The sequence below is a fragment of the Candidatus Desulfovibrio trichonymphae genome (genome assembly GCF_002355955.1).
Lineage (GTDB): Bacteria > Desulfobacterota > Desulfovibrionia > Desulfovibrionales > Desulfovibrionaceae > Desulfovibrio > Desulfovibrio trichonymphae.
In genome coordinates this window covers 220,762-240,365 of sequence record NZ_AP017368.1, presented here as the reverse complement: position 1 = coordinate 240,365, position 19,604 = coordinate 220,762, and the positions used below count along the sequence as shown (strand labels likewise).

The following is a 19,604-nucleotide window of genomic DNA, read 5'->3' as shown; positions in this document are numbered from 1 at the left end:
GACCGTTTGGAGTTTATATGGATAAGAAAACCGCCCCTCCGCTGCGATTCGACATAGGCGGCATGCGCTGCGCAGCCTGTTCCGCCCGCATTGAGCGCGTGCTCGGCCGTGCGGACGGAATTGCGAAGGTCAGCGTCAATCTGGCCGCAGCGACGGCGCTTGTCTGGCCTGTGCCGGGACAGGAAGAGGCCGTTGCCGGCATTGTGCCGGAATGTGCGGCCAAACTTGGCTTTTCCGCCGCGCAGGTTGCGGAGGACGAAAATTCTGACGCACGGGAGGCATTTGCCGCCTCCGAGATAAAAGCACGGGAAGACGCGCGGCGCGCATTGACACGCCTTTGCTGCATGGCCATTTTTGCCGTACCGCTTTTTGTGCTTTCTATGGGGCACATGCTGGGGCTTGCACTGCCGGCGCGGCTTGACCCGCACCACGCTCCGGCGGCCTTTATGCTCGTTCAGCTTGTGCTGACACTGCCGGTGGTCTGGCTGGGCAGGCATTTTTATCTGACAGGCTTTGCGGCGCTTGTTCACCGCGCCCCGACTATGGACAGTCTGGTTGCTCTGAGCACCGGCGCAGCCTTTCTGTTCAGTCTGGTCAACACGGCAGGTGGGCTTTTCGGGCAGGATGCTGGCGCGAGGGCCATGAATCTGTACTATGAATCCGGCACCGTGCTGTTGACCATGATAGAATTCGGCCGTTTTCTGGAGATGGCGGCGCGCCGTAAGGCGGCAGACGCCATAGGCGCGCTGATACGCCTTGCGCCGGACACGGCCTTACGCCTTGACCCGGATGATGCGGGCGCTCCGCCGGTGGAGATTGCCGCGCACGAAGTACGGGCGGGCGACATGCTGCTTGTCCGACCGGGCAGCCGCATCCCTGTGGACGGTGTGGTTCTGGCCGGCAGGAGTGCTATAGATTTTTCACTTTTGACGGGCGAGTCTGTGCCCGTGTCTGTGGCGCCGGAAGACAAACTCGCCGGCGGCGGCGTGAACGGCGCCGGCGTGCTGACAATGCGCGCGGAAAAAGTCGGCGGGCAGACGCAGCTTGCACACATCATACGCCTGGTGCGTAAGGCGCAAGGCAGCAAGGCTCCCATAGCCCGGCTGGCGGACAGGGCAAGTTATTACTTTGTGCCTTTTGTCATGCTTTTTGCCCTACTGGCGGCGCTGGCGTGGCTTGTGTTCAGCAACGAGCCGTATTCCACGGCGTTCACCGTTTTTGTGGCCGTGCTGGTGATGGCTTGCCCCTGCGCAATGGGTCTTGCCACGCCCATGTCCATTATGGTGGGCACGGGCCGGGGAGCACAGATCGGCATTTTGATCAAAAACGGAGCGGTGTTGGAGACCGCATGCCGCGTCACGGTTCTGGCTGTCGACAAAACAGGCACGCTGACAATGGGCCGCCCCGCGCTCGTGGGCTTTTACCCGCCTGACAACGCGGCGTTTGCGGCCGACGGGATCAGCGAAAACGTCTGCCTTGCCCTGGCCGCAGCTCTGGAAGGACGTTCGGAACACCCTCTGGCTCTCGCGCTTGTCAACGCGGCACGCAGGCGGGAGTGCCCGCCGGGCTGCGTTAAAAATGCGGAAGTGTTCCCCGGGTTCGGCATACATGGCACTGTTGTGCTGAACGGGCGCGCCTACATGACGGCTGTGGGCAGTACGGCCTTTATGTCCGGGCGCGCGGTTTCGCTGCCCGGGAGCGCTGCCGGTCTGCTTGCGCGCATGGCCGAGGCCGGGCAGACGCCGCTTGTTCTGGCGCTGGGACAAGGCGGACAGGGAACGAATTTACGTTTTGCCGGCATTTTTGCCCTGGAAGACACGCTGAGGCCGGAATCCGCCTTTGTGGTGCAAAAATTACGCGACATGGGCGTGCGTGTGCTTATGCTGACCGGCGACAATGAACACACGGCCCGAGCTGTCGCCGCAAAAGCGGGCGTGGATGAAATAATGGCCGGAATTCTGCCGGACGGGAAGGCCGCCATTGTGCGGCGTCTGCAGGCCGAGGGCGAAATTGTGGGCATGGTGGGCGACGGCGTGAACGACGCGCCCGCGCTGGCCGCGGCGCATGTCGGCATGGCGCTGGGCACGGGAACGGACGTGAGCGCCGAAGCGGGAGATATAGTGCTTATGCGCGGCGGCATCGGGGCCGTGCTGTCGGCCGTCGCTCTCTCGCGCGCTGTCATGTGGAATATCAAGGAAAATTTGTGCTGGGCCTTTGGCTATAATATTCTGGGCCTGCCCGTTGCAGCCGGTCTGCTGCATGTTTTCGGCGGCCCCATGCTCTCGCCCATGCTGGCGGGCACGGCCATGGCCCTGTCGTCGTTTTCTGTCGTTATGAATGCACTCAGACTGCGTTTTTTTCGCAGCAGTGTATAACGGATAACTATATTCCCATGGCTTTTTTAATTTTTTTTGCTACGCGTTTGACTTTTTCCACCGGGCGGTCTTCTCCGGCTTTTTCAAATTCGCGCAAGAGCTCCACCTGCCTGTCCGACAGGCGGGTCGGCGTGAGCACCCTGATTTCAACGAGCATGTCGCCGCGCCGGCTGCGTCCGGGAAAAGGCAGCCCCGCACCCCCAAGGCGCAACAGAGTGCCGCTTTGTATCCCCTTGGAAATTTCGAGCGGCAGCGGCCCGTCAAGGCCCGGCACTTCTATCCTGTGCCCCAGAGCGGCCTGCACAAAGGTGATTTCCTGCGTGTAGAGCAGATTTTGCCCCTCGCGCCGGTAGCATTTATCCTGTTCTACAGAAAGCACCACATAGAGATCGCCGGGCGGGCCGCCGTGGACGCCGGGTTCCCCTTCGCCGCGCACGCGCAGGCGGGTGTCTGTGTCAACGCCGGCGGGCACACGCACGAGCAGTTCGCGCATTTCAGGCATAATGCCTTCACCGCGGCACCGCGGGCAGGGTTTGAGGATCATCCGGCCGCTGCCCCTGCAGATAGGACAGGGCATGGCGATCTGGAAAAACCCCTGTGAACGGTGTATCTGGCCTGAGCCGTCGCACTGCCGGCAGGTTTCGGCCTTGACCCCCGGCGCCGCGCCGCTGCCGCCGCACTCCTTACATGTCACACGTTTTGGCAGGCTTAATGTAATTTCATCGCCTTTGGCGGCTTGGGCAAAGCTGATGGTCAGGTTATAGCGCAAATCCGCGCCGGACATGGCGCGCGGCCCGCGTGAGGCGGAGGAAAAACCGAAAAGATCGCCGAAAATATCGCTGAAATGGGCAAAGATGTCTTCCGCGTTGCCGAAACCGCCAGCCCCGCCGTCCTGAACTCCCGCATGGCCGAAGCGGTCATAACGGGCGCGTTTTTCAGGATCGCGCAACACGTCGTATGCCTCGGCGGCAGCCTTAAACTTCTGCTCGGCTTCGGCATTGCCGGGGTTGCGGTCAGGGTGGTACTGCATGGCCAGTTTGCGGTAGGCCCGCTTGATCTCATCCCCGTCTGCGTCGCAAGTGACGTTCAGAACCTCGTAATAGTCGCGCTGAGTCATAAATATAGTATCGGCAAAACGGTGTCAGTCTTCCGTACTCGGGGCTTCAATGCCTTCCGGCAGAGGTACGTACAGGCTCATGTCGTTGGGCATCACCTTGCCGGCGGCGATTTCACGCAGGGCGGTGACAGCCTCCTTGTTGCGCGATTCAATAAGCGGTTCATAACCTTCACGGTACTGGCGCACACGTTTGATGGCCATCTGCACCAGCAGAAAACGGTTGTCCACGCGTTTCTGGCAATCTTCCACGGTAATACGGGCCATGTTGACTCCATGCGTAACAATACACCCGCCCGGCCGGTTATAAAGGAAGAAGGGCGGAAAATTCTTGAGGGCCGGATATGCCTGCTCTAATATAAAATGTTATATGCCGCCGGAATAAAAGTCAAGCACGACAGCATAAAATAACAGGGCAATCGCGTGAGTGAACTAAAGCCTCCAGCATGTCCGGCAGTAACGCGCCAAAGCAGCAGCCCACAGTTGCGCAGGAGTGGACAGGGGTATGATGGCTCACCGGCAACTGACGCCTTTGTCAAGTAAAATTTTTGACATTGCCGCACATTGAAATATGTCAAGATTAATGATGTCCGCGAGTTCCAATAATGGTGTTCTCCCGTCGATATAGGCTAGCGGTTCGCACAATATTTTTGAGGAATAGACAACATTCTCTTCCAATGCTTCAAGGCATTGCCGCATCACCGTATATCCGCCGACAAGCCCCTTCTCTGTGACAAGATCAAAATTATCCAATAATGTATGGTAATCGGGGAAAAAATTATATTTCGTACGCATGACTGAACAAAGCGGTAAATCTATGCCCGGCGCGCAATACTGTCGTTCGTCGCTCTCACGGTCAAGAAAGCTGTATCTGGCAAAATCAGGATAAAAATGCTTCAGGACATGAAGCGCACCCCGATCCGCCAAAGTGCCGCCCTTTCTGCTGGAAAGATATGAATAGGCACGCTCGTCCCCCATGCACGTCAGATTGAATCCCGCAACAACCCGTTCCTTCAAGCAAAATCCCCAACGTCTTCATAGTTAGGATGTTACATAAGGAACAGCGTCAGGCATGTCAGGACGCGAGTACAGATGCTCCTGCATTTCTTCTAACGGTAAAATCACGTCAACTGGTTCAGAATAACCAACAATATGCAAATTTTGATTGGTAAAATCTATAATTGTTTCGCCTTCAGGGCCGATCAGGCTGCCGCCGCGTATGTTCCACTCATCCGGAACTGTCCAGTCAAAAACACGTGTTCCCGATGGAACCTCATGTATGGTCAAAGCAGGAATCGATTCCTGCAAAATTGCCAGTGTATTACGCACGCCGTTCCCTGTGATGCTGCGACAGATAGGAAATAAGCGCTTAAGAGCAGCTTGAGCATCTTTCTTCTAAACCCCCTGCCCGGCAGTATACCTGCTCAATAATAAAATCAGCAAGCGGCTTGACCCCCTTGCCGGAAAGTAATTCCGTTAAATTGTCACCGCCGCTTTCAATAAGCACCAGTTCCGGCGCAGGGTGCTTCTCTCTCAAGTCTTCCACAGCCTGAATATTCATAAGGCGCCTTTTATGAATGGCGGGATAAGGGCATCCGCCTGTTTTTATGCCGATAATACGGTCTGGCGTCAAGGCGTGGCATCGCAAGCAGAGCCGAAATTTAGATGCGTCTGCCCTAATTTGAAAGTCCCGCAAACTTGACGGGCGGGATGATGGCGTGTATAAGCCGCTTTTCAGCAGGACATAACTTAAAACTAGCAGGAATTATCGCCATGAAAAGAACATATCAGCCGAGCAAAATCAGAAGAGCACGCACGCACGGTTTCCGCGCGCGCATGGCCAGTCCGGGCGGCCGCGCAGTACTTTGCCGCCGTCGCGCCAAAGGCCGCAAACGGTTAAGTGCCTAATGCCGGCGGTCGCTGTGGCGGCATGCGCTCTTCCCTCACACGCGTTGACGCTGCCGCGGCAGGCCAAAATTCGCCGCCGCGCTGATTTCGCCGTCTGTTATGAGCTTGGCGCACGCTACTACAGTACGCATTTTCTTGTTTTTTTACATACAGGAACACGCTCCGACGAACGGACGCGCATCGGCATGGCGGTTTCCCGTAAAGTAGGGAATGCCGTCACTCGTAATCGCATCAAACGGCTGTTGCGGGAATTTTTTCGTCTGCATTTCGACGCGCTTCCAGCAAAGGCCGATTTGGTGGCTGTGGCAAAAAAAAATGCCGGCGATGCAAGACTGGATCTTTCTCGTGTGGCCGCGGAGCTTCTGCCGCTGTTGAAGCGGATTGCCAGAACCGGCGGACAGGACTTGCCGACATGAACAAACTGCTGACAGGCGTGGTTGTTTTGCCCATACGCGTTTATCAGCGTTTTATTTCGCCTGTGCTGCCTCCAGCCTGTCGTTTTTACCCCACGTGTTCGGCCTATGCGGCAGAGGCCGTTTTGCGTCATGGCGTGCTGCGCGGCGGGCTGCTCGCCTTGCGCAGGCTCGCCCGCTGCCACCCCTTTGGCGATTTCGGTTATGATCCCGTACCGTCCGCGCAGGACAGCCGCGCTGTGGGGCACTTGTCCGAGGAGTAACAACTTGCATGCAAGACAGTAAAAATCTTATTCTGGCCATTGTGCTTTGTCTTATTGTCCTTTTTGGTTGGGGGCGTTTTGCCGAATATATGGGCTGGGTGAAGGCGCCTGAACCCCTGACGCCGGCAGTGCAGGATGCCGCGAGACAAGAAGCGCCCAGGCAGGATGCCGCCGAACAGGCCGAAACCGAAAAAAATCTTCCGCATGTTTTCAACCCTGCGCCCGGCAGGGATCTGACCATTGATTCGCCGCTGTATGACGCCGTGTTGTATACCGGGGGCGGCATTTTGCGATCGTTCAGACTTAAAAAATTCATGACAAGTCTGGCTGCGAACGCGCCGTTCGTGAATATGGTGGATACGCAAACCGCCGGCGTCGCTCCTCTTGGCCTTGTGATCAACGGGCATCCGTCCTGGAGCACAGGGCAATGGACTGTCGATACGGACGCGCCGCGCCTGAGCATCGGCGCCGGGCATAAAGAAACATTGCATCTGACCGGAAAGATGGACAATCTGCGTATTGTGCGTGAACTGACCTTCAGCGCCGATTCCTATCTGATCAGTGAAAAAGTGCGTGTCGCCAACCTGAGCGAACAGGCGCGTAGCGCGCGCATAAGCTATACCACCGCGGCGGACGCAAGCAATGCGAGCGGCGGACGCTATGACAGCATGCGCATAGCCTGGGACAACGGCGGAAGTCTTTCCGAAGAATCCTCTGACAAAACCCTGGAATCCACCGGCGTAATGGCTGCGGGCAACATTCACTGGGCCGGGGTCATGAGCACGTATTTCCTCTCGGCAGTGCTGCCCGCTGACGGGCAAGGCCTTACGATCAAGGGCCGTTTGCAAAAAAACGTTTACCGCACGGCTGTTGAAGAGCCGGAAATCACGCTCGCGGCGGACGAGGAAAAAGAATTTGCGGTTTTCTACTGGTACGGCCCGAAGGAACGTTCTCTTTTGCGCGCCGCGTCTGAAGAACTGGCCAAAAGCATTGACCTCGGTATCTTCAGTCTGATCGCCAAGGGCCTGCTTTGGCTGCTGGAAATTTTTTACGCCTGGGTGCACAACTGGGGCGTGGCCATTATCCTTCTGACCATTCTTATCAAGGCCGTGTTCTGGCCGCTGACGGCTAGAAGCTATGCTTCCATGGAAAAAATGAAAAAACTTCAGCCCATGATGACAGCCATCCGCGAGAAAAACAAAGACAACAAGGAACAAATGAACAAGGAGGTCATGGCCCTCTATAAAATATACGGCGTCAATCCCGCGAGCGGCTGCGTGCCCATTTTGATCCAGCTTCCCGTTTTTTTCGGTCTGTACCAGGCGCTGCTGACCTCCATTGAACTCAGGCACGCGCCCTTTATCGACCATGTGCCCTTTACGGACATTGTCTGGCTGGCGGATCTTTCCGCCCAGGACCCTTGGTACATCACGCCCATTGTCATGGGCGTCACCATGTTTTTGCAGCAGAAGATGAGCCCCCCGGCCGCAGATCCTACCCAGCAGAAAATCATGATGTTTCTGCCGCTAATCTTTACGGTACTTTTTTTGGGTTTCCCGTCCGGTCTTGTGGTGTACTGGCTTGTCAACAACATTCTTTCCATTGCCCAGCAATGGCTGATGATGAAAAAAAATAAAACAGCCGCGCGCGCCGCCGGGTGAAGCCGCAACCTGCCGCTTCGGCTGAGTGAGGTTTTATATGAAAGAGTTCAAGGAATTTCAGGGCAAGAACTTGGACGGCACCATTGAAGAAGCCTGTGAATATTTCAACACGGCGCGTGAAAAACTGGAAATCGAAATTGTACAGGACGCGAAATCCGGTATCTTCGGTATTGTCGGAGCGCGCAAGGCCAAAGTGCGCGCCCGGCGTGCCCAGCCGCGCGAGACGATGAAAAGCCTTTTAAGCAAAGAAACAGCAGACGAAATCCCGAAACAACCTTCCGAAAACGGTGAAAAAGCCCTCTCCCCGGACGCGCACGGCCGCAAACAGAAGCGAAAACCCCCTGCCGCCCGGCAGCGTGAAGCGGACATCCCTCCGGACCAGGCGCCGGCGCCGGCCCATCCGACACTACCTGAACAGTCTGAAGAACATGAAGATTTCGCAATCCCGGGGCCGGACTTTCAAACTCCGGATTTTGACGAAGCGCTTGACGAAGACGACGAAGGCCGGCCGACAACGCCGATGAGGCAGATGGACGCCGAACGGCTGCAGACACTGACGCTGGAAGCCGTGCGCGCCCTTGTGTGCCCCATAGCGGGGGACAACATCCGGATTACGCTGGATATGAGCAAGGAGCACGTGAGCGCTGCGGTGGCCTGCCCGCGGGATTCCGGTCTGCTCATAGGGCGTGAGGGACAAACGCTTGCAGCGGTACAGTACATTGTTTCGCGTATTGTCTCACGAGGCATGAACGCCGCCGTGCGCGTACAGCTGGATGCGGACGACTACCGCCAGCGTCAGGATGAAAAGCTGCGGGATCTGGCAGCCGCGCTGGCGGAGAAAGTGCGCCGCAGCGGACGCCCGTATGCCACTCGGCCGCTTTCTTCCTACCATCGACGTATTGTCCACATTTACCTGCAGGACGACGCGGACGTACAGACGCGCAGCACCGGCGACGGACATGTGAAACAGGTTGTCATCATGCGCAAAAAAACTGAAAAATAGTACTCATGTCCACCATAGCCGCCATAGCTACGCCGCCCGGCGCGGGCGGCATAGCCATTGTGCGCATGTGCGGGCCACAGGCCAAAGAAATGCTGGCGCGCATGTTTTTGCCCTTTTCGCCGCATTTTGAAAATTTTCGTCCCTGGATGCTGTACAGAGGACGCATTCTGGATTCCGACAGAGAAGCCCTGGACGACGCGCTTGCCGTGTTTATGCCTGGACCGCACACCTATACCGGCGAGGACATGACGGAAATTCACTGTCATGGCGGCCCGTTTATCGTGCGGACAGTTCTGGAGAACGCGCTGCGCCTAGGGGCGCGTCTTGCGGAAAGGGGCGAGTTCTCACGTCGCGCTTTTCTGAATGGCCGCATGGAGTTAAGTCAGGCTGAAGCTGTGGCGGAAATGATAGCGGCGCCCTCACGCGAGGCGCTGCGGTACAGTCTCAATCGTCTGGAGGGCCTTCTGGGCCGCCGCACACTGGTCTTGCGGGAAAAGCTGGACGCATTGCGCGCGCAGGTTTGTCTGGCGGTGGATTTTCCTGAAGAAGATGTGGAGTGTCTGGCGCCGCAGGCCTTTGCCTTGGCTGTAGACGACGTGATTGTCGGCGTGCGCCGCCTGCTGGCCGGCCAAAAACGGGCACGACTCATGCAGCATGGGGCGCTTGTGGTGCTGGCGGGAGCCGTCAACGCGGGCAAGTCAAGCCTGCTCAACGCCCTTCTGGGGCGCACTAGGGCTCTGGTGACGGAATTTCCCGGCACAACACGTGATTTTTTGGAAGAAATGTGCGAAATTGACGGTCTGCCCGTGTGCCTCACAGACACAGCCGGTCTGCGGGCAACCGCTGAGCCTGTGGAAAGCCTGGGTGTGGCCGCAAGCCATCAAAAACTGCGTGAGGCCGACGCGATTGTGCTGGTGCTTGACGGCGCGCGCTTGCACGAACAAGGCGCGGCGGCCCCCACATGCCCTGACCCGGCCGCGGTGGAGGCACTGGCTCTTGCCGGGGAGACGCCTGTGCTTGTTGTCTGGAACAAAAGCGACATCTGTATGCCGAAAGTATTCCCGCCGCGCTGGAGCGCGGGATTTCCCTGCCGCGCCGTCAGCGCGCTTTCCGGAGAACATCTGGACGAACTGGCGCGGGATTTGCGCACCCTTGTGCTGGGCGACGGCGCAGGAAGCGCGACGCCGGACGGCATTGCGCCCAATGTACGCCAAGCCGGAGCTCTCAACGAAGCTCTTGTTGAACTGCAGGCGCTCAAGACGGACATTCTGGCCGGTCAGCCCTATGATTGCTGCGCTGTGCGTCTGGACACCGCAGCGACACGACTGGGGGACGTGACGGGCGTAGCGAGCCCCGCGGAAGTGCTCAATCGTGTTTTTTCACAATTCTGCATCGGCAAGTAGACGACGATGAATGCCGAGGCGGATGTCAATGCGCTCCGACGCCGACTGAGCAGCGAGGAAATCAACTCCCTGCCCCTGTACCGCTATGGCGGAGAGGTGCATCTTGTCCGTTCGCTCACAGAGTTAAAGCGCGTTCTGTCTGATCTTGCCGCGGAGCTTGTTCTTGGTTTCGACACTGAGACGCGGCCCAATTTCCACAAGGGCAAGATAAACGCGCCGTCCTTGATCCAACTGTCCACTGAGCGGGCTGTCTACCTCATCCAGCTCGCCTGTCTGCCGTTTGGCCGGCATCTTGCCGACATTCTGGCAAACCCTGATCAAATAAAAGCCGGTGTGAGCATACGCGATGACATGAGCAATCTCGCAGGGCTGCACAGTTTTGAACCTGCAGGTCTTGCGGATCTCGGCGCTCTGGCCCGCGCCGGCAAATTTTCCAGCCACGGCTTGCGCACTCTTGCCGCAACTCTGTTCGGCCGCCGCATTTCCAAGGGATCCCGGTGTTCCGACTGGAGCCTGGCGGAACTGAGCCGCCGTCAGATTGCCTATGCCGCTACAGACGCATGGATAGGACGTTTAATTTTTTTGCGCATGCGCGAGCTTGGCCTTGCCCCCGGGGGTTCTTCCGGGCAAAGCAGATCCAGCGCGCTGGATCTGCTTACCGCCCAGGAAGACACGAAAATCAAAGGCCGTATAGTGCACGAAAGCCTGCATCTGTCCGCTGAACTTGACGACAGCTCCTTTTAAAATCTCTCACACTCTCACATGGCCTGTGCGTCGACTTTTCTGACGGTGCATAAGCCAAGCGCAATGACCCAGCGCTGGAGCACTGCAAACGCCCTGTCCTCCCCCCGCATGGCTGCGTTCCGCAACCCTATAGGCAGTTTTACAGCAGCGTGCTCGCGAATCTGCAAAAAAGTCGCTGTCGGCAGAACGCGGGGCTCAACAAAAAGCGACCTGTAGGTGTTTATACGCTACGGCAATCAGCGAAGGCCGGCAATATTCAGGCGCATTATCGCTCTTTGCAGGGCGGCTTCAGCCCGCGGGGCCTCCACCACCTCGTCACGGGCGGCCAGACGTTTTTCTGCGCGTTCCCTGGCGGCCTGCGCCCGTACCGCGTCAATGTCGGAAGCCTGTTCCGCCGATTCCGCAAGCACTGTCATCACGTTATTGTTCACGTCGGCAAAACCGCCGGAAATGAAGATGGTTGCATCCTTGCCGTTGACCCGGTAGCGCATGCCGCCGATCTTCAGGGCCGAAAGCAGAGAAACATGCTGCGGCAGCACCCCGAATTCGCCTGCCACGCCGGGGCAGACCACCATTTCCGCTTCGGCGCTGACCACAATTTTATCCGGAGTGACTACTTCCAGTTGCAACGTGCCCATACTGACTCCTTGCCCGTGCGGCGGCTGATTTGCTAGTTCGCTTCCTTCAGCTTGCGCTGCTCATATTTTGCCACGGCCTGCTCGATATCGCCAAGCATGTAGAAGTCCCCCTCAGCCATGTGATCATACGCGCCGTCCAGAATGCCCTTGAATCCCTTGATGGTGTCTTCTAGCTTTACATACTGGCCGGGAGAGCCGATAAAGGTTTCGGCCACATGGAAAGGCTGGGAAAGAAAACGCTGAATACGGCGCGCGCGCGCCACAGTGAGCTTGTCTTCGTCTGAAAGTTCATCCATACCAAGAATAGCGATAATATCTTGTAATTCTTTATATTTTTGTAAAACTATCTGCACCTGGCGCGCAACGGTGTAATGTTCGTCACCAACGACGCGCGGGTCAAGAATACGCGAGGTGGAGTCCAGCGGATCCACAGCCGGGTAGATACCCAACTCCGCAATCTGGCGTGAGAGAACGAGTGTTCCGTCCAAATGCGAGAAGGTCGCGGCCGGGGCAGGGTCTGTCAGGTCGTCAGCGGGCACATACACGGCCTGCACCGACGTGATGGACCCCTGACTCGTCGATGTGATGCGCTCCTGCAAGGCGCCCAGGTCTGTGCCCAATGTCGGCTGATAGCCGACGGCAGAGGGCATGCGGCCAAGCAGGGCGGAGACTTCCGAACCAGCCTGGGTGAAACGAAAAATATTATCAATAAACAGCAACACATCCTGGCGTTCTTCGTCACGGAAGTACTCGGCGCAGGCCAGAGCCGTCAGAGCGACGCGCGCACGCGCTCCCGGCGGTTCATTCATCTGGCCATAGACAAGAGTGGCGCGTTCAAGCACGCCGGCTTCCTTCAACTCGCTGTAAAGGTCGTTACCCTCGCGGGTGCGTTCGCCCACGCCCGCGAACACCGATGACCCACCGTGCTGTTTGGCGATGTTGTTGATCATTTCCATAAGGATAACGGTCTTGCCCACGCCGGCGCCGCCGAAAAGGCCCATCTTGCCGCCCTTGGGGAAGGGCACAAGCAGATCCACCACCTTGATGCCGGTTTCCAGCAGTTCCACCCTGGTGTTCTGGTCTGTAAACTTGGGCGCGGGGCGGTGAATGGGGTAATATTTTTCCGCTCTGACAGGACCGAGCTCGTCGACAGGGCGGCCGATAACATTCAAAATACGGCCCACAGAGGCTTTGCCCACAGGCACCATGATCGGGGCGCCTGTATCTTTCGCTTCCATGCCGCGCACAAGCCCTTCTGTGGCGTCCATGGCAATGGTTCTGACAACACTGTCGCCCAGATGCTGCGCCACTTCGCAGATCAGCTCAGGGGCGTCCGCGTTGTTCGGATTTTTGATCTCCAGCGCTGTGAGGATGTCCGGCAGATTGCCGTCGCTGAACTCAACGTCCACCACGGCGCCGATAACCTGAACGACTTTACCGATATTTTTGCTCATGTTTGGCTCCTTAACCGTTCAGCGCTTCCGCGCCGACGACGATATCAATGAGTTCGCTCGTGATGGAGGCCTGACGCGTCTTGTTGTAAAGCAAGGTCAGCGCCGTGATCATCTCGTTACAGTTGCGCGTGGCGTTGTCCATTGCCGCCATGCGGGCTGCGTACTCGCCGGCCGATGTGTCGAGCAGACCGCGGTACACCTGCACCTTGACATAACAGGGAAGCAGCTCGGCGAGCAGCTTTTCTTCCTTGGGTTCGTACAGATATTCGCAATGCGCCCCGCCGCTCTGCGTCGGTTCTTCCTCCGCTTCCGGCGTTTTGAGCGGCAGAAGGCACAGGCATCGCGGCTGTTGCTGCCCCATGGAAACAAACTCGCCGTAACTCAGCCACACTTCATCATAAATCAGGGTTTCATAGCCGTGGGTAACTTCTTGGGCGACAGAACTCGCCAGAGCAAAATCTATACTGCCCATACGATCGCCGTAAGAAGTCAACATGTCATAGCCGCTTTTGCGCGCGGCGTCCCGGCCTTTGCGGCCCACACAGGCAAAGCTCACCGTCATGCCTGCGTCTGTCTTTTCCTTCGCGAGTTTCATGCCCTGACTGATGATATTGCCATTAAAGCTGCCGCACAGCCCGCGATCAGAGGTGACCATAACTATGGCGCAATTTTTCTTTTCCTCGTGTTCGGCCAGCAAAGGGTGGACATTGCCCCCCACCTTGCGCGACAGTTCAGCCAGCACCTGCCGGTATTTTGCCGCATAAGGCCGGAAGCGCTCAATACGGGACTGGGCGCCGCGCAACTTCGCCGAAGCCACCATATTCATGGCCTTGGTAATCTGCTTGGTCTTGCCGACCCCAGCGATCTTCATTTTTACATCTTTAAGTGAAGGCATGCTTGTCTCCCGGGTATCGGAACCTCAGGCCCGCCAGCCCTGTTTGAAAGCGGCGATGGCCTCGGTAAGCGCTTTCTCCACAGCCTCGTCAATGACTTTTTTCTCTTTGATGGCCTCCAGCACGTCTTTGCGCGAGTCACGCATAAACGCCAGCATCTCTGCCTCAAAGCGGCGGACCTGATCCAGCGGCACGTCATCCATATAGCCGCGAGTGGCAGTGTAGATAGACGCCACCTGCTCGTGCGCCGGCATGGGCTGGTACTGCGGCTGCTTGAGCAGTTCCACAAGACGGGCTCCGCGAGCCAGCTTGGACTTGGTCGCTTTGTCCAGATCCGAGCCAAACTGGGCAAAGGCGGCAAGTTCACGATATTGGGCAAGGTCCAGACGCATGGTGCCGGCCACCTGCTTCATGGCCTTGATCTGGGCGGCGCCGCCGACGCGGGAGACGGAAAGACCCACGTTGATGGCCGGACGTACGCCGGCGTTGAAGAGATTCGGTTCCAAATAGACCTGTCCGTCGGTAATGGAAATCACATTTGTCGGAATATACGCGGAAACGTCGCCGGCCTGCGTTTCAATAATGGGCAACGCCGTCAGTGATCCCGCGCCCAGACTGTCGTTTACCTTTGCCGCACGTTCAAGAAGACGCGAGTGCAGATAGAAAACGTCGCCGGGGAAGGCTTCACGGCCGGGCGGACGGCGGAGCAGGAGCGACATCTGGCGATATGCCACTGCCTGCTTGGAAAGATCGTCGTAAATGATCAGCGCGTGCTTGCCGCTGTTGCGGTAGTATTCGGCCATGGTGCATCCGGTATAGGCCGAGATGTACTGCAGCGGCGCGGGATCAGAGGCCGTTGCCGAAATAATGGTGGTGTATTCCATCGCTCCGTAACGACGCAGTGTATCCGCAACCAGGGCCACAGAAGCTTTCTTTTGGCCAATGGCCACATAGAAGCAGTGAATGTCGGTTTCCTTCTGGGCCAGAATGGCGTCAATACACACTGCCGTTTTGCCCGTCTGACGGTCGCCGATAATAAGTTCACGCTGGCCGCGCCCGATGGGCGTCATCGCGTCAATGGCCTTGAGGCCGGTCGGCATCGGCTCGTGCACGCTTTTGCGGGCGATGATGCCGGGTGCTTTGATTTCCACGGGACGCACCTCTGTGGAATCAACCGGTCCAAGCCCGTCAATGGGCTCGCCCAGCGGATTCAACACACGGCCCATAACTTTGTCGCCCACGGGCACGGAAAAAATCTTGCCGGTGCGCTGGACCGGATCTCCTTCTTTGATGCCCACATCCGAACCGAGCAGAGCAACGCCCACGTTGTCCTCTTCCAGGTTGAGCACCATGCCCATGACGCCGCATGGAAATTCCAGCAGCTCCATAGTCATGGCATTCTGTACGCCGTGCACACGGGCGATGCCGTCACCGACGTAAAGCACGGTGCCGGTTTCGCTCATTTCCACGCGCTGCTCATAGTTCCGGATTTGATCCTCAATAATTTTGCTAATCTCTTCCGCTTTGATCCGCATGTGCTATTCACCCCTCTTGAAAGTATCCCGCAGGATCCCCAACTGCGTGCGCAGACTTGCGTCCAGCACCCGATCTCCCATTTTGAACACCACTCCTCCAAGAACAGCCTTGTCCACGGCAAAGGTCAGCTCAATACAGGAGCCGCTTTTCTTTTCAATGTCCGCCTTGATGACGGCCCGCTTTTCAGCGGAAAGCGAAACAGCCGTGGTAAGCCTGCCGCGTATCACTCCCTTCGCGGCATCCAACAGCTTGCCGTAACAGGCCGCGATGTCGCGCAGGCAAGCAAGCCTCTCCTTGTCGGCAAGCAAAAAGCAAAAATTGTGCATGACGCTGTCGGCTTTCAACCCGGCAAGCAGCTTGCTCAATACCGCTTTTTTTTCCTCCGTGCCGACAACCGGACTTTTAAACATCACGGCAAGCGCCAGCGAAGCGGCCAGCATTTCCCCCAGCGCGGCCAGACATTCGCCGTGCCGCGTCAGGGCATTGTCCCCATACTTTTTGCCCAGCGCGAAGATGGCGTTGGCGTACCTGCGCGCAACCACAGTGCTTGTCACTGGAGCACCACCTTGTTGAGGGATTTTGCGATAAATTTTTCGTGCGTCGCCCCGTCAAGCTTTTCCGCCAAAACTTTTTGTGCGGCGGCCACTATTTCATCAGCTATGACGGCGCGCACCTCGGAAAGAACGGCGCGCCCTTCATTTTCAACAGTGTGTCCGGCCTGTTCAATAATCAGGGCGGCCTGACGTTGCGCTTCTTCAATAATGCCCTGCCTGAGAACCTCGGCCTGTGCGCGGCTCTCTGCCAATATGGCCTCACGTTCCCCGTTCAAACCGGCAATGCGCTTTTCTACCGCGGTCAAGCCTTCCGAGGCTTTGCGGCGGCGTTCTTCAAGGTTGTCCAGCGTTTCACGGATGCCCTGACGGCGTCCGCGGAAAAACTTCACCGCCGACACGCCCGCAAAATACCAGAGAATGCCTGCAAAAAGCACAAAATTGAGCACACGCCAGCCGAAATCGGCCCAACGGGGCGCGGCGGCCCCCCCCCCCTCGGCAAACACGTCCACCGCTGTCATGACAATGACAGCCAAGGCCAGCGGCAGAATGCACCCTTTCTGCTTCCCGTTGCTCAAAGCCCACCCCCTTGTATAATTGAAACGCATTGCCCCCTGCCCGCGACGCGCAACAGGCAGCCATCAGCCCTTCAGCAGACGGTCGACAAGCTGCGCGGAAACAGCTGCCGTGCGGGCGCGCAAATCTTTCAGCGTTGCCTCAGCCTCGGCCTGCACCGTTCGGCGCGCCTCATCCAGAATGCCGCGAGCGCTCTGCTGCGCGGCGCCGACAATTTTCTGCTGCTCGGCCGCTCCGCCGGCGCGGCCTTCTTTGCGGGCAAGGCCGGCTGCCTGGCGCGCGCGGGCCAGCTCTTCTTCATATGCGGAAAGACGTTGCGCCGCCTCGGATTCAAAATTGTCTGCCTCGCCGGCCATGCCGTCAATGACGTCATTACGTTTTTTAATGATGTCCCGTATGGGACGAATCAGAAGGATATTGAGCACAAAGACGGCGACGAAAAAATTCACCAGCTGAAAAAGCAGGGTGATGTTGAGATCAAGCATGCCGCATCCTCCTCAATAATAAGCGGTATGAAAGAGTTGACACAAAAAACGCTTTGACGATCACTGCTGCCTCAGCTTTCTGTCAAAGGGTATCTATACCATTTTCACAACATTTCAAAATTTTTTGCAGCGGGCTTATATCGCCTGGATGGAGCCCGGATTGATGACAAACCCGCTTAAGGCGGGCTTGCAAAACCGCCTCTGCCGCCGAAATCGAAAAGACCAGCATTGGCAGCAGCCTCAGCCGACTGAGTCTATAATTTTTCGCATTATTTCACAAATTTTTGCAGGCGGCCCTACGGCGTCGACACAGTGATGCGCTGTTTCTGTATACAGCGGCAAGCGGTTTGCCAGAACCGCAGCCGCTTCTTCACTCACGCTGCCGCCGGTCAGCGGCGGGCGCCGGATCGACTGCGGCCGTGCCGAAAGACGCGCCGCCAGCACCTCCGCCGGCGCGGAGAGAAAAAAAACAGTACCGTGCTCACGCATAAATCGACAATTTTCAGGTGCGAGCACCACGCCGCCGCCTGTGGAAATAACAGCGCCGCGCCCTGCGTCTGCGCCGTACAGGAACGTCACCTCAGCGAGCGCGGCGCTTTCCCGCGCTCGGAAAAAATTCCATCCTTCGGCTGCCGTCACTTCCGCGACGTTGCGGCCAAGCGTGTACTGCACATATTCGTCCGTATCCGCAAAGGGCAGAGCAAGCTTTTGCGCAAGCAGACGACCTACTGTAGTTTTACCGCACGCACGCGGGCCGGTGAGAAAAATGATCGGCATACATGTCTCGCGTGACTGTTTTGTCACAACACGCCCGGCGAGGACGTTTTATTGCAAATTTCCGCTCCTGCCCGGCCGCGCCGGCCTTTTTGCACACTTCTCCAAAATAAGGGACAAACCATCTTCCACGTCAAAACCGACTGCTCTCAACTCTCGGGCGAGTTTTAATTTCCATTCTCCCCTCCCGTCCATAATTCCATAAATGATCCCGCGCAGATCAGAAGGCATTTCTATATCATCATCCTTAATTTTGAGAATAAATGTCTTCTCTCTTTTTAATTTTGCAAAAAAATAACCAAGCTCAAGAATTACATTCAATAGCCATTGTGCCGTTGACTTCTTGAACAATTTTTTCAATTTCGGACATTGGACATCATCCCTTGATGAGAAATCATAAGACCAAGGCTGTTGCTCCAGCCCTGCCATGTCATAACCGGCAAGCTGTATGCCCAGCTTGAGGTGGGGACCGCATAGGGGGCCATGAGCAGTTCAAAGCCGAAAATGCGGGGGCAACTAGACTTTCCTTCACAAAGATTGACCATACGCCGTTTTGTCCCTGCTCCATCAGCCTGTTTCAGATAAGGTCTATGGTTTTGTCAAGAAAGGTGCCTGTTCCGCAGGCGGGATCCAGAATCAATACCTTCGGAATCCAAACTCTCGCCGTCGGCCGTTGTTGTTTTCAGTGTTGCGCGTTGTCGGCAAGCCCTTGCGGAATGACAAACTTTTCGCGCACAACGGCATCGGCAGAACGGACAAGCCAGGAAACGACAGGCTCCGATGTGTAGTACACGCCGCGTTTTTCCCGCAGTGCCGGGCGGAGAGGAAGGTTGCATAAAAGTGAATGACGGGATCAGTGCGTTTGTCCCGCTCGCCGAACTCTTTAAGGACATTCCACATATCAGCAAGGGCAAGCAACTGAATCAGGTCTTCCACAAACCGGCAGTATGGTTCTCCTTGAGATCATGGCCGGTCAGATTGACGAAAAGGGCGCGCAAAAGCGGATTTGTTTTGGGAATGTCTTCCTGCGCGTTTTTTCGTTCGAACACCCCTTTGCTCATATCGTTGATGACAGCGAGCCGCGAAGAAGCCGTAGGCAATGGTCTGGGCATACATATCGGCAAAGTCGGTTGCGGCTATCCTGCATCAGGTCAGGAATCAGCGTACGGGCAAAGGCTTCGCGCCATGCTTCCAGTTTTTCCCTGTACGGCGAATCCAGCGCACTCAATACCGTTTCCCGTATGGCGTGAGTCAGCTTCGCCATACACGTTGCGAATTCCCGCGCCGATGCGACAGACTCAATGGGGAAATCCAGAAAACCACGCAGAAGAGCCTGAAGCTCTTCTTCCCTTTCCCTACCGGGATATATTTCCAGACTTCTGTCCCGGTTGCATCTGCCGAGAATAAGGCTCCCGCTCAATTCACCTCGGACATACCGGCGAAATTCGATGTAGTTGGTGAGTATGAGATTGTCAAGTGAACAGACATACCGACGGAATTGCTCAGCTTCTTCAACCTTGTCCAGCGACACCCACACGTCTTTGGCCTCAATATAACCGATGCTGAGGGCAAGGGGCTGAACATTTTTCAGAACAACATAATCAGGAGCGCCGCAAGCCTGACGTTTCGGCTCATTGACCGCCATAAAGCGCTTGTCCACAGCATTGATGAGAGCCTCCAGCGGGCATCTGAAAGAGTGCTCCGTCGTGACCCCTGTGGCGCTCAATTTTTTTAAAGCGGCTAAGTATGTTTTCACGCCAAACCTTGCTGAATATGTTCAAATACTAAAAAAATTATGCGCATAGGGTACACT

The 19,604-nt window shown here is 56.9% G+C and carries 24 protein-coding genes; 8 read left to right on the top strand and 16 right to left on the bottom strand.

What is annotated here, in order from left to right:
- Window positions 1-17: 17 nt before the first annotated feature.
- Complete coding sequence (locus tag RSDT_RS01175; RefSeq protein WP_096399239.1) at window positions 18-2,375, top strand: heavy metal translocating P-type ATPase; 2,358 nt, start codon at window positions 18-20, stop codon at window positions 2,373-2,375.
- A gap of 7 nt (window positions 2,376-2,382) precedes the next feature.
- On the opposite strand, the gene dnaJ is transcribed toward RSDT_RS01175, so the two are convergent.
- The 5 genes from dnaJ to RSDT_RS01155 all read right to left on the bottom strand — a co-directional run bounded on the left by dnaJ (window position 2,383) and on the right by RSDT_RS01155 (window position 5,050).
- A complete protein-coding gene (gene dnaJ, locus RSDT_RS01170; RefSeq protein ID WP_096399238.1) occupies window positions 2,383-3,492 on the bottom strand; it encodes a molecular chaperone DnaJ in 1,110 nt (369 codons plus the stop codon).
- A 24-nt stretch (window positions 3,493-3,516) separates the two neighbouring features.
- Window positions 3,517-3,756 carry a DNA-directed RNA polymerase subunit omega gene (gene rpoZ / locus RSDT_RS01165; protein WP_096399237.1) on the bottom strand — a complete coding sequence of 80 codons (240 nt, stop codon included), beginning with the start codon at window positions 3,754-3,756 and terminating at the stop codon, window positions 3,517-3,519.
- Window positions 3,757-4,002: 246 nt separating this feature from the next.
- Window positions 4,003-4,506: a DUF4910 domain-containing protein gene (locus RSDT_RS07115; RefSeq protein ID WP_197702117.1), complete on the bottom strand. Its 504-nt coding sequence runs from the start codon at window positions 4,504-4,506 to the stop codon at window positions 4,003-4,005.
- Window positions 4,507-4,530: 24 nt separating this feature from the next.
- Window positions 4,531-4,818, bottom strand: a complete 288-nt coding sequence (locus RSDT_RS07110; RefSeq protein ID WP_197702116.1) for a DUF2172 domain-containing protein — start codon at window positions 4,816-4,818, stop codon at window positions 4,531-4,533.
- A gap of 40 nt (window positions 4,819-4,858) precedes the next feature.
- A complete protein-coding gene (locus RSDT_RS01155) occupies window positions 4,859-5,050 on the bottom strand; it encodes a P-loop NTPase family protein (RefSeq protein WP_096399236.1) in 192 nt (63 codons plus the stop codon).
- 212 nt (window positions 5,051-5,262) lie between these two features.
- Between RSDT_RS01155 and rpmH the strand changes: the two genes are divergently transcribed.
- From rpmH to RSDT_RS01120, 7 genes are read left to right on the top strand one after another with little or no spacing between them, the layout of a single operon-like run.
- Window positions 5,263-5,397 carry a 50S ribosomal protein L34 gene (rpmH, locus tag RSDT_RS01150; protein WP_096399235.1) on the top strand — a complete coding sequence of 45 codons (135 nt, stop codon included), beginning with the start codon at window positions 5,263-5,265 and terminating at the stop codon, window positions 5,395-5,397.
- Window positions 5,398-5,411: 14 nt separating this feature from the next.
- Complete coding sequence (gene rnpA / locus RSDT_RS01145; RefSeq protein WP_231941856.1) at window positions 5,412-5,813, top strand: ribonuclease P protein component; 402 nt, start codon at window positions 5,412-5,414, stop codon at window positions 5,811-5,813.
- Window positions 5,810-6,073: a membrane protein insertion efficiency factor YidD gene (gene yidD / locus RSDT_RS01140; protein ID WP_096399233.1), complete on the top strand. Its 264-nt coding sequence runs from the start codon at window positions 5,810-5,812 to the stop codon at window positions 6,071-6,073. Before rnpA ends, yidD begins: the two co-directional genes overlap by 4 nt.
- An 8-nt stretch (window positions 6,074-6,081) precedes the next feature.
- Window positions 6,082-7,734 (top strand): membrane protein insertase YidC, encoded by a 1,653-nt coding sequence (yidC, locus tag RSDT_RS01135; RefSeq protein ID WP_096399232.1) that lies wholly within the window; start codon window positions 6,082-6,084, stop codon window positions 7,732-7,734.
- A 37-nt stretch (window positions 7,735-7,771) separates the two neighbouring features.
- Window positions 7,772-8,737, top strand: coding sequence for an RNA-binding cell elongation regulator Jag/EloR (gene jag / locus RSDT_RS01130; RefSeq protein WP_096399231.1), 966 nt, complete (start codon window positions 7,772-7,774; stop codon window positions 8,735-8,737).
- A gap of 5 nt (window positions 8,738-8,742) precedes the next feature.
- On the top strand, window positions 8,743-10,140 hold the full coding sequence (gene mnmE, locus RSDT_RS01125; RefSeq protein ID WP_096399230.1) for a tRNA uridine-5-carboxymethylaminomethyl(34) synthesis GTPase MnmE: 1,398 nt from the start codon (window positions 8,743-8,745) through the stop codon (window positions 10,138-10,140).
- Between the two features lie 6 nt (window positions 10,141-10,146).
- On the top strand, window positions 10,147-10,884 hold the full coding sequence (locus RSDT_RS01120) for a 3'-5' exonuclease (RefSeq protein ID WP_096399229.1): 738 nt from the start codon (window positions 10,147-10,149) through the stop codon (window positions 10,882-10,884).
- 236 nt (window positions 10,885-11,120) lie between these two features.
- Here RSDT_RS01120 and RSDT_RS01115 read toward each other — a convergent pair whose 3' ends face one another.
- From RSDT_RS01115 to RSDT_RS01070, 11 genes are all read right to left on the bottom strand, one after another.
- Complete coding sequence (locus tag RSDT_RS01115) at window positions 11,121-11,522, bottom strand: F0F1 ATP synthase subunit epsilon (protein ID WP_096399228.1); 402 nt, start codon at window positions 11,520-11,522, stop codon at window positions 11,121-11,123.
- Between the two features lie 32 nt (window positions 11,523-11,554).
- Entirely contained in the window at window positions 11,555-12,976 is a 1,422-nt protein-coding gene (atpD, locus tag RSDT_RS01110; RefSeq protein ID WP_096399227.1) for a F0F1 ATP synthase subunit beta, read from the bottom strand.
- Between the two features lie 10 nt (window positions 12,977-12,986).
- Window positions 12,987-13,871 carry a F0F1 ATP synthase subunit gamma gene (locus RSDT_RS01105; protein WP_096399226.1) on the bottom strand — a complete coding sequence of 295 codons (885 nt, stop codon included), beginning with the start codon at window positions 13,869-13,871 and terminating at the stop codon, window positions 12,987-12,989.
- A gap of 24 nt (window positions 13,872-13,895) precedes the next feature.
- Window positions 13,896-15,404 carry a F0F1 ATP synthase subunit alpha gene (gene atpA / locus RSDT_RS01100; RefSeq protein WP_096399225.1) on the bottom strand — a complete coding sequence of 503 codons (1,509 nt, stop codon included), beginning with the start codon at window positions 15,402-15,404 and terminating at the stop codon, window positions 13,896-13,898.
- A gap of 3 nt (window positions 15,405-15,407) precedes the next feature.
- On the bottom strand, window positions 15,408-15,959 hold the full coding sequence (gene atpH, locus RSDT_RS01095) for an ATP synthase F1 subunit delta (RefSeq protein WP_096399224.1): 552 nt from the start codon (window positions 15,957-15,959) through the stop codon (window positions 15,408-15,410).
- Window positions 15,956-16,564, bottom strand: coding sequence for an ATP synthase F0 subunit B (locus RSDT_RS01090; RefSeq protein ID WP_231941855.1), 609 nt, complete (start codon window positions 16,562-16,564; stop codon window positions 15,956-15,958). Before RSDT_RS01090 ends, atpH begins: the two co-directional genes overlap by 4 nt.
- Before the next feature lie 33 nt (window positions 16,565-16,597).
- The gene (locus RSDT_RS01085; protein WP_096399223.1) at window positions 16,598-17,017 is read right to left on the bottom strand and encodes an ATP synthase F0 subunit B; all 420 of its coding nucleotides are present in this window, start codon (window positions 17,015-17,017) and stop codon (window positions 16,598-16,600) included.
- A gap of 240 nt (window positions 17,018-17,257) precedes the next feature.
- Complete coding sequence (gene aroL / locus RSDT_RS01080; protein WP_096399222.1) at window positions 17,258-17,794, bottom strand: shikimate kinase AroL; 537 nt, start codon at window positions 17,792-17,794, stop codon at window positions 17,258-17,260.
- A 48-nt stretch (window positions 17,795-17,842) separates the two neighbouring features.
- The gene (locus RSDT_RS01075; RefSeq protein WP_096399221.1) at window positions 17,843-18,220 is read right to left on the bottom strand and encodes a TIR domain-containing protein; all 378 of its coding nucleotides are present in this window, start codon (window positions 18,218-18,220) and stop codon (window positions 17,843-17,845) included.
- A 494-nt stretch (window positions 18,221-18,714) separates the two neighbouring features.
- On the bottom strand, window positions 18,715-18,840 hold the full coding sequence (locus RSDT_RS07635) for a hypothetical protein (protein WP_269457533.1): 126 nt from the start codon (window positions 18,838-18,840) through the stop codon (window positions 18,715-18,717).
- 8 nt (window positions 18,841-18,848) lie between these two features.
- On the bottom strand, window positions 18,849-19,547 hold the full coding sequence (locus RSDT_RS01070) for a hypothetical protein (protein ID WP_096399220.1): 699 nt from the start codon (window positions 19,545-19,547) through the stop codon (window positions 18,849-18,851).
- Window positions 19,548-19,604: the final 57 nt, after the last annotated feature.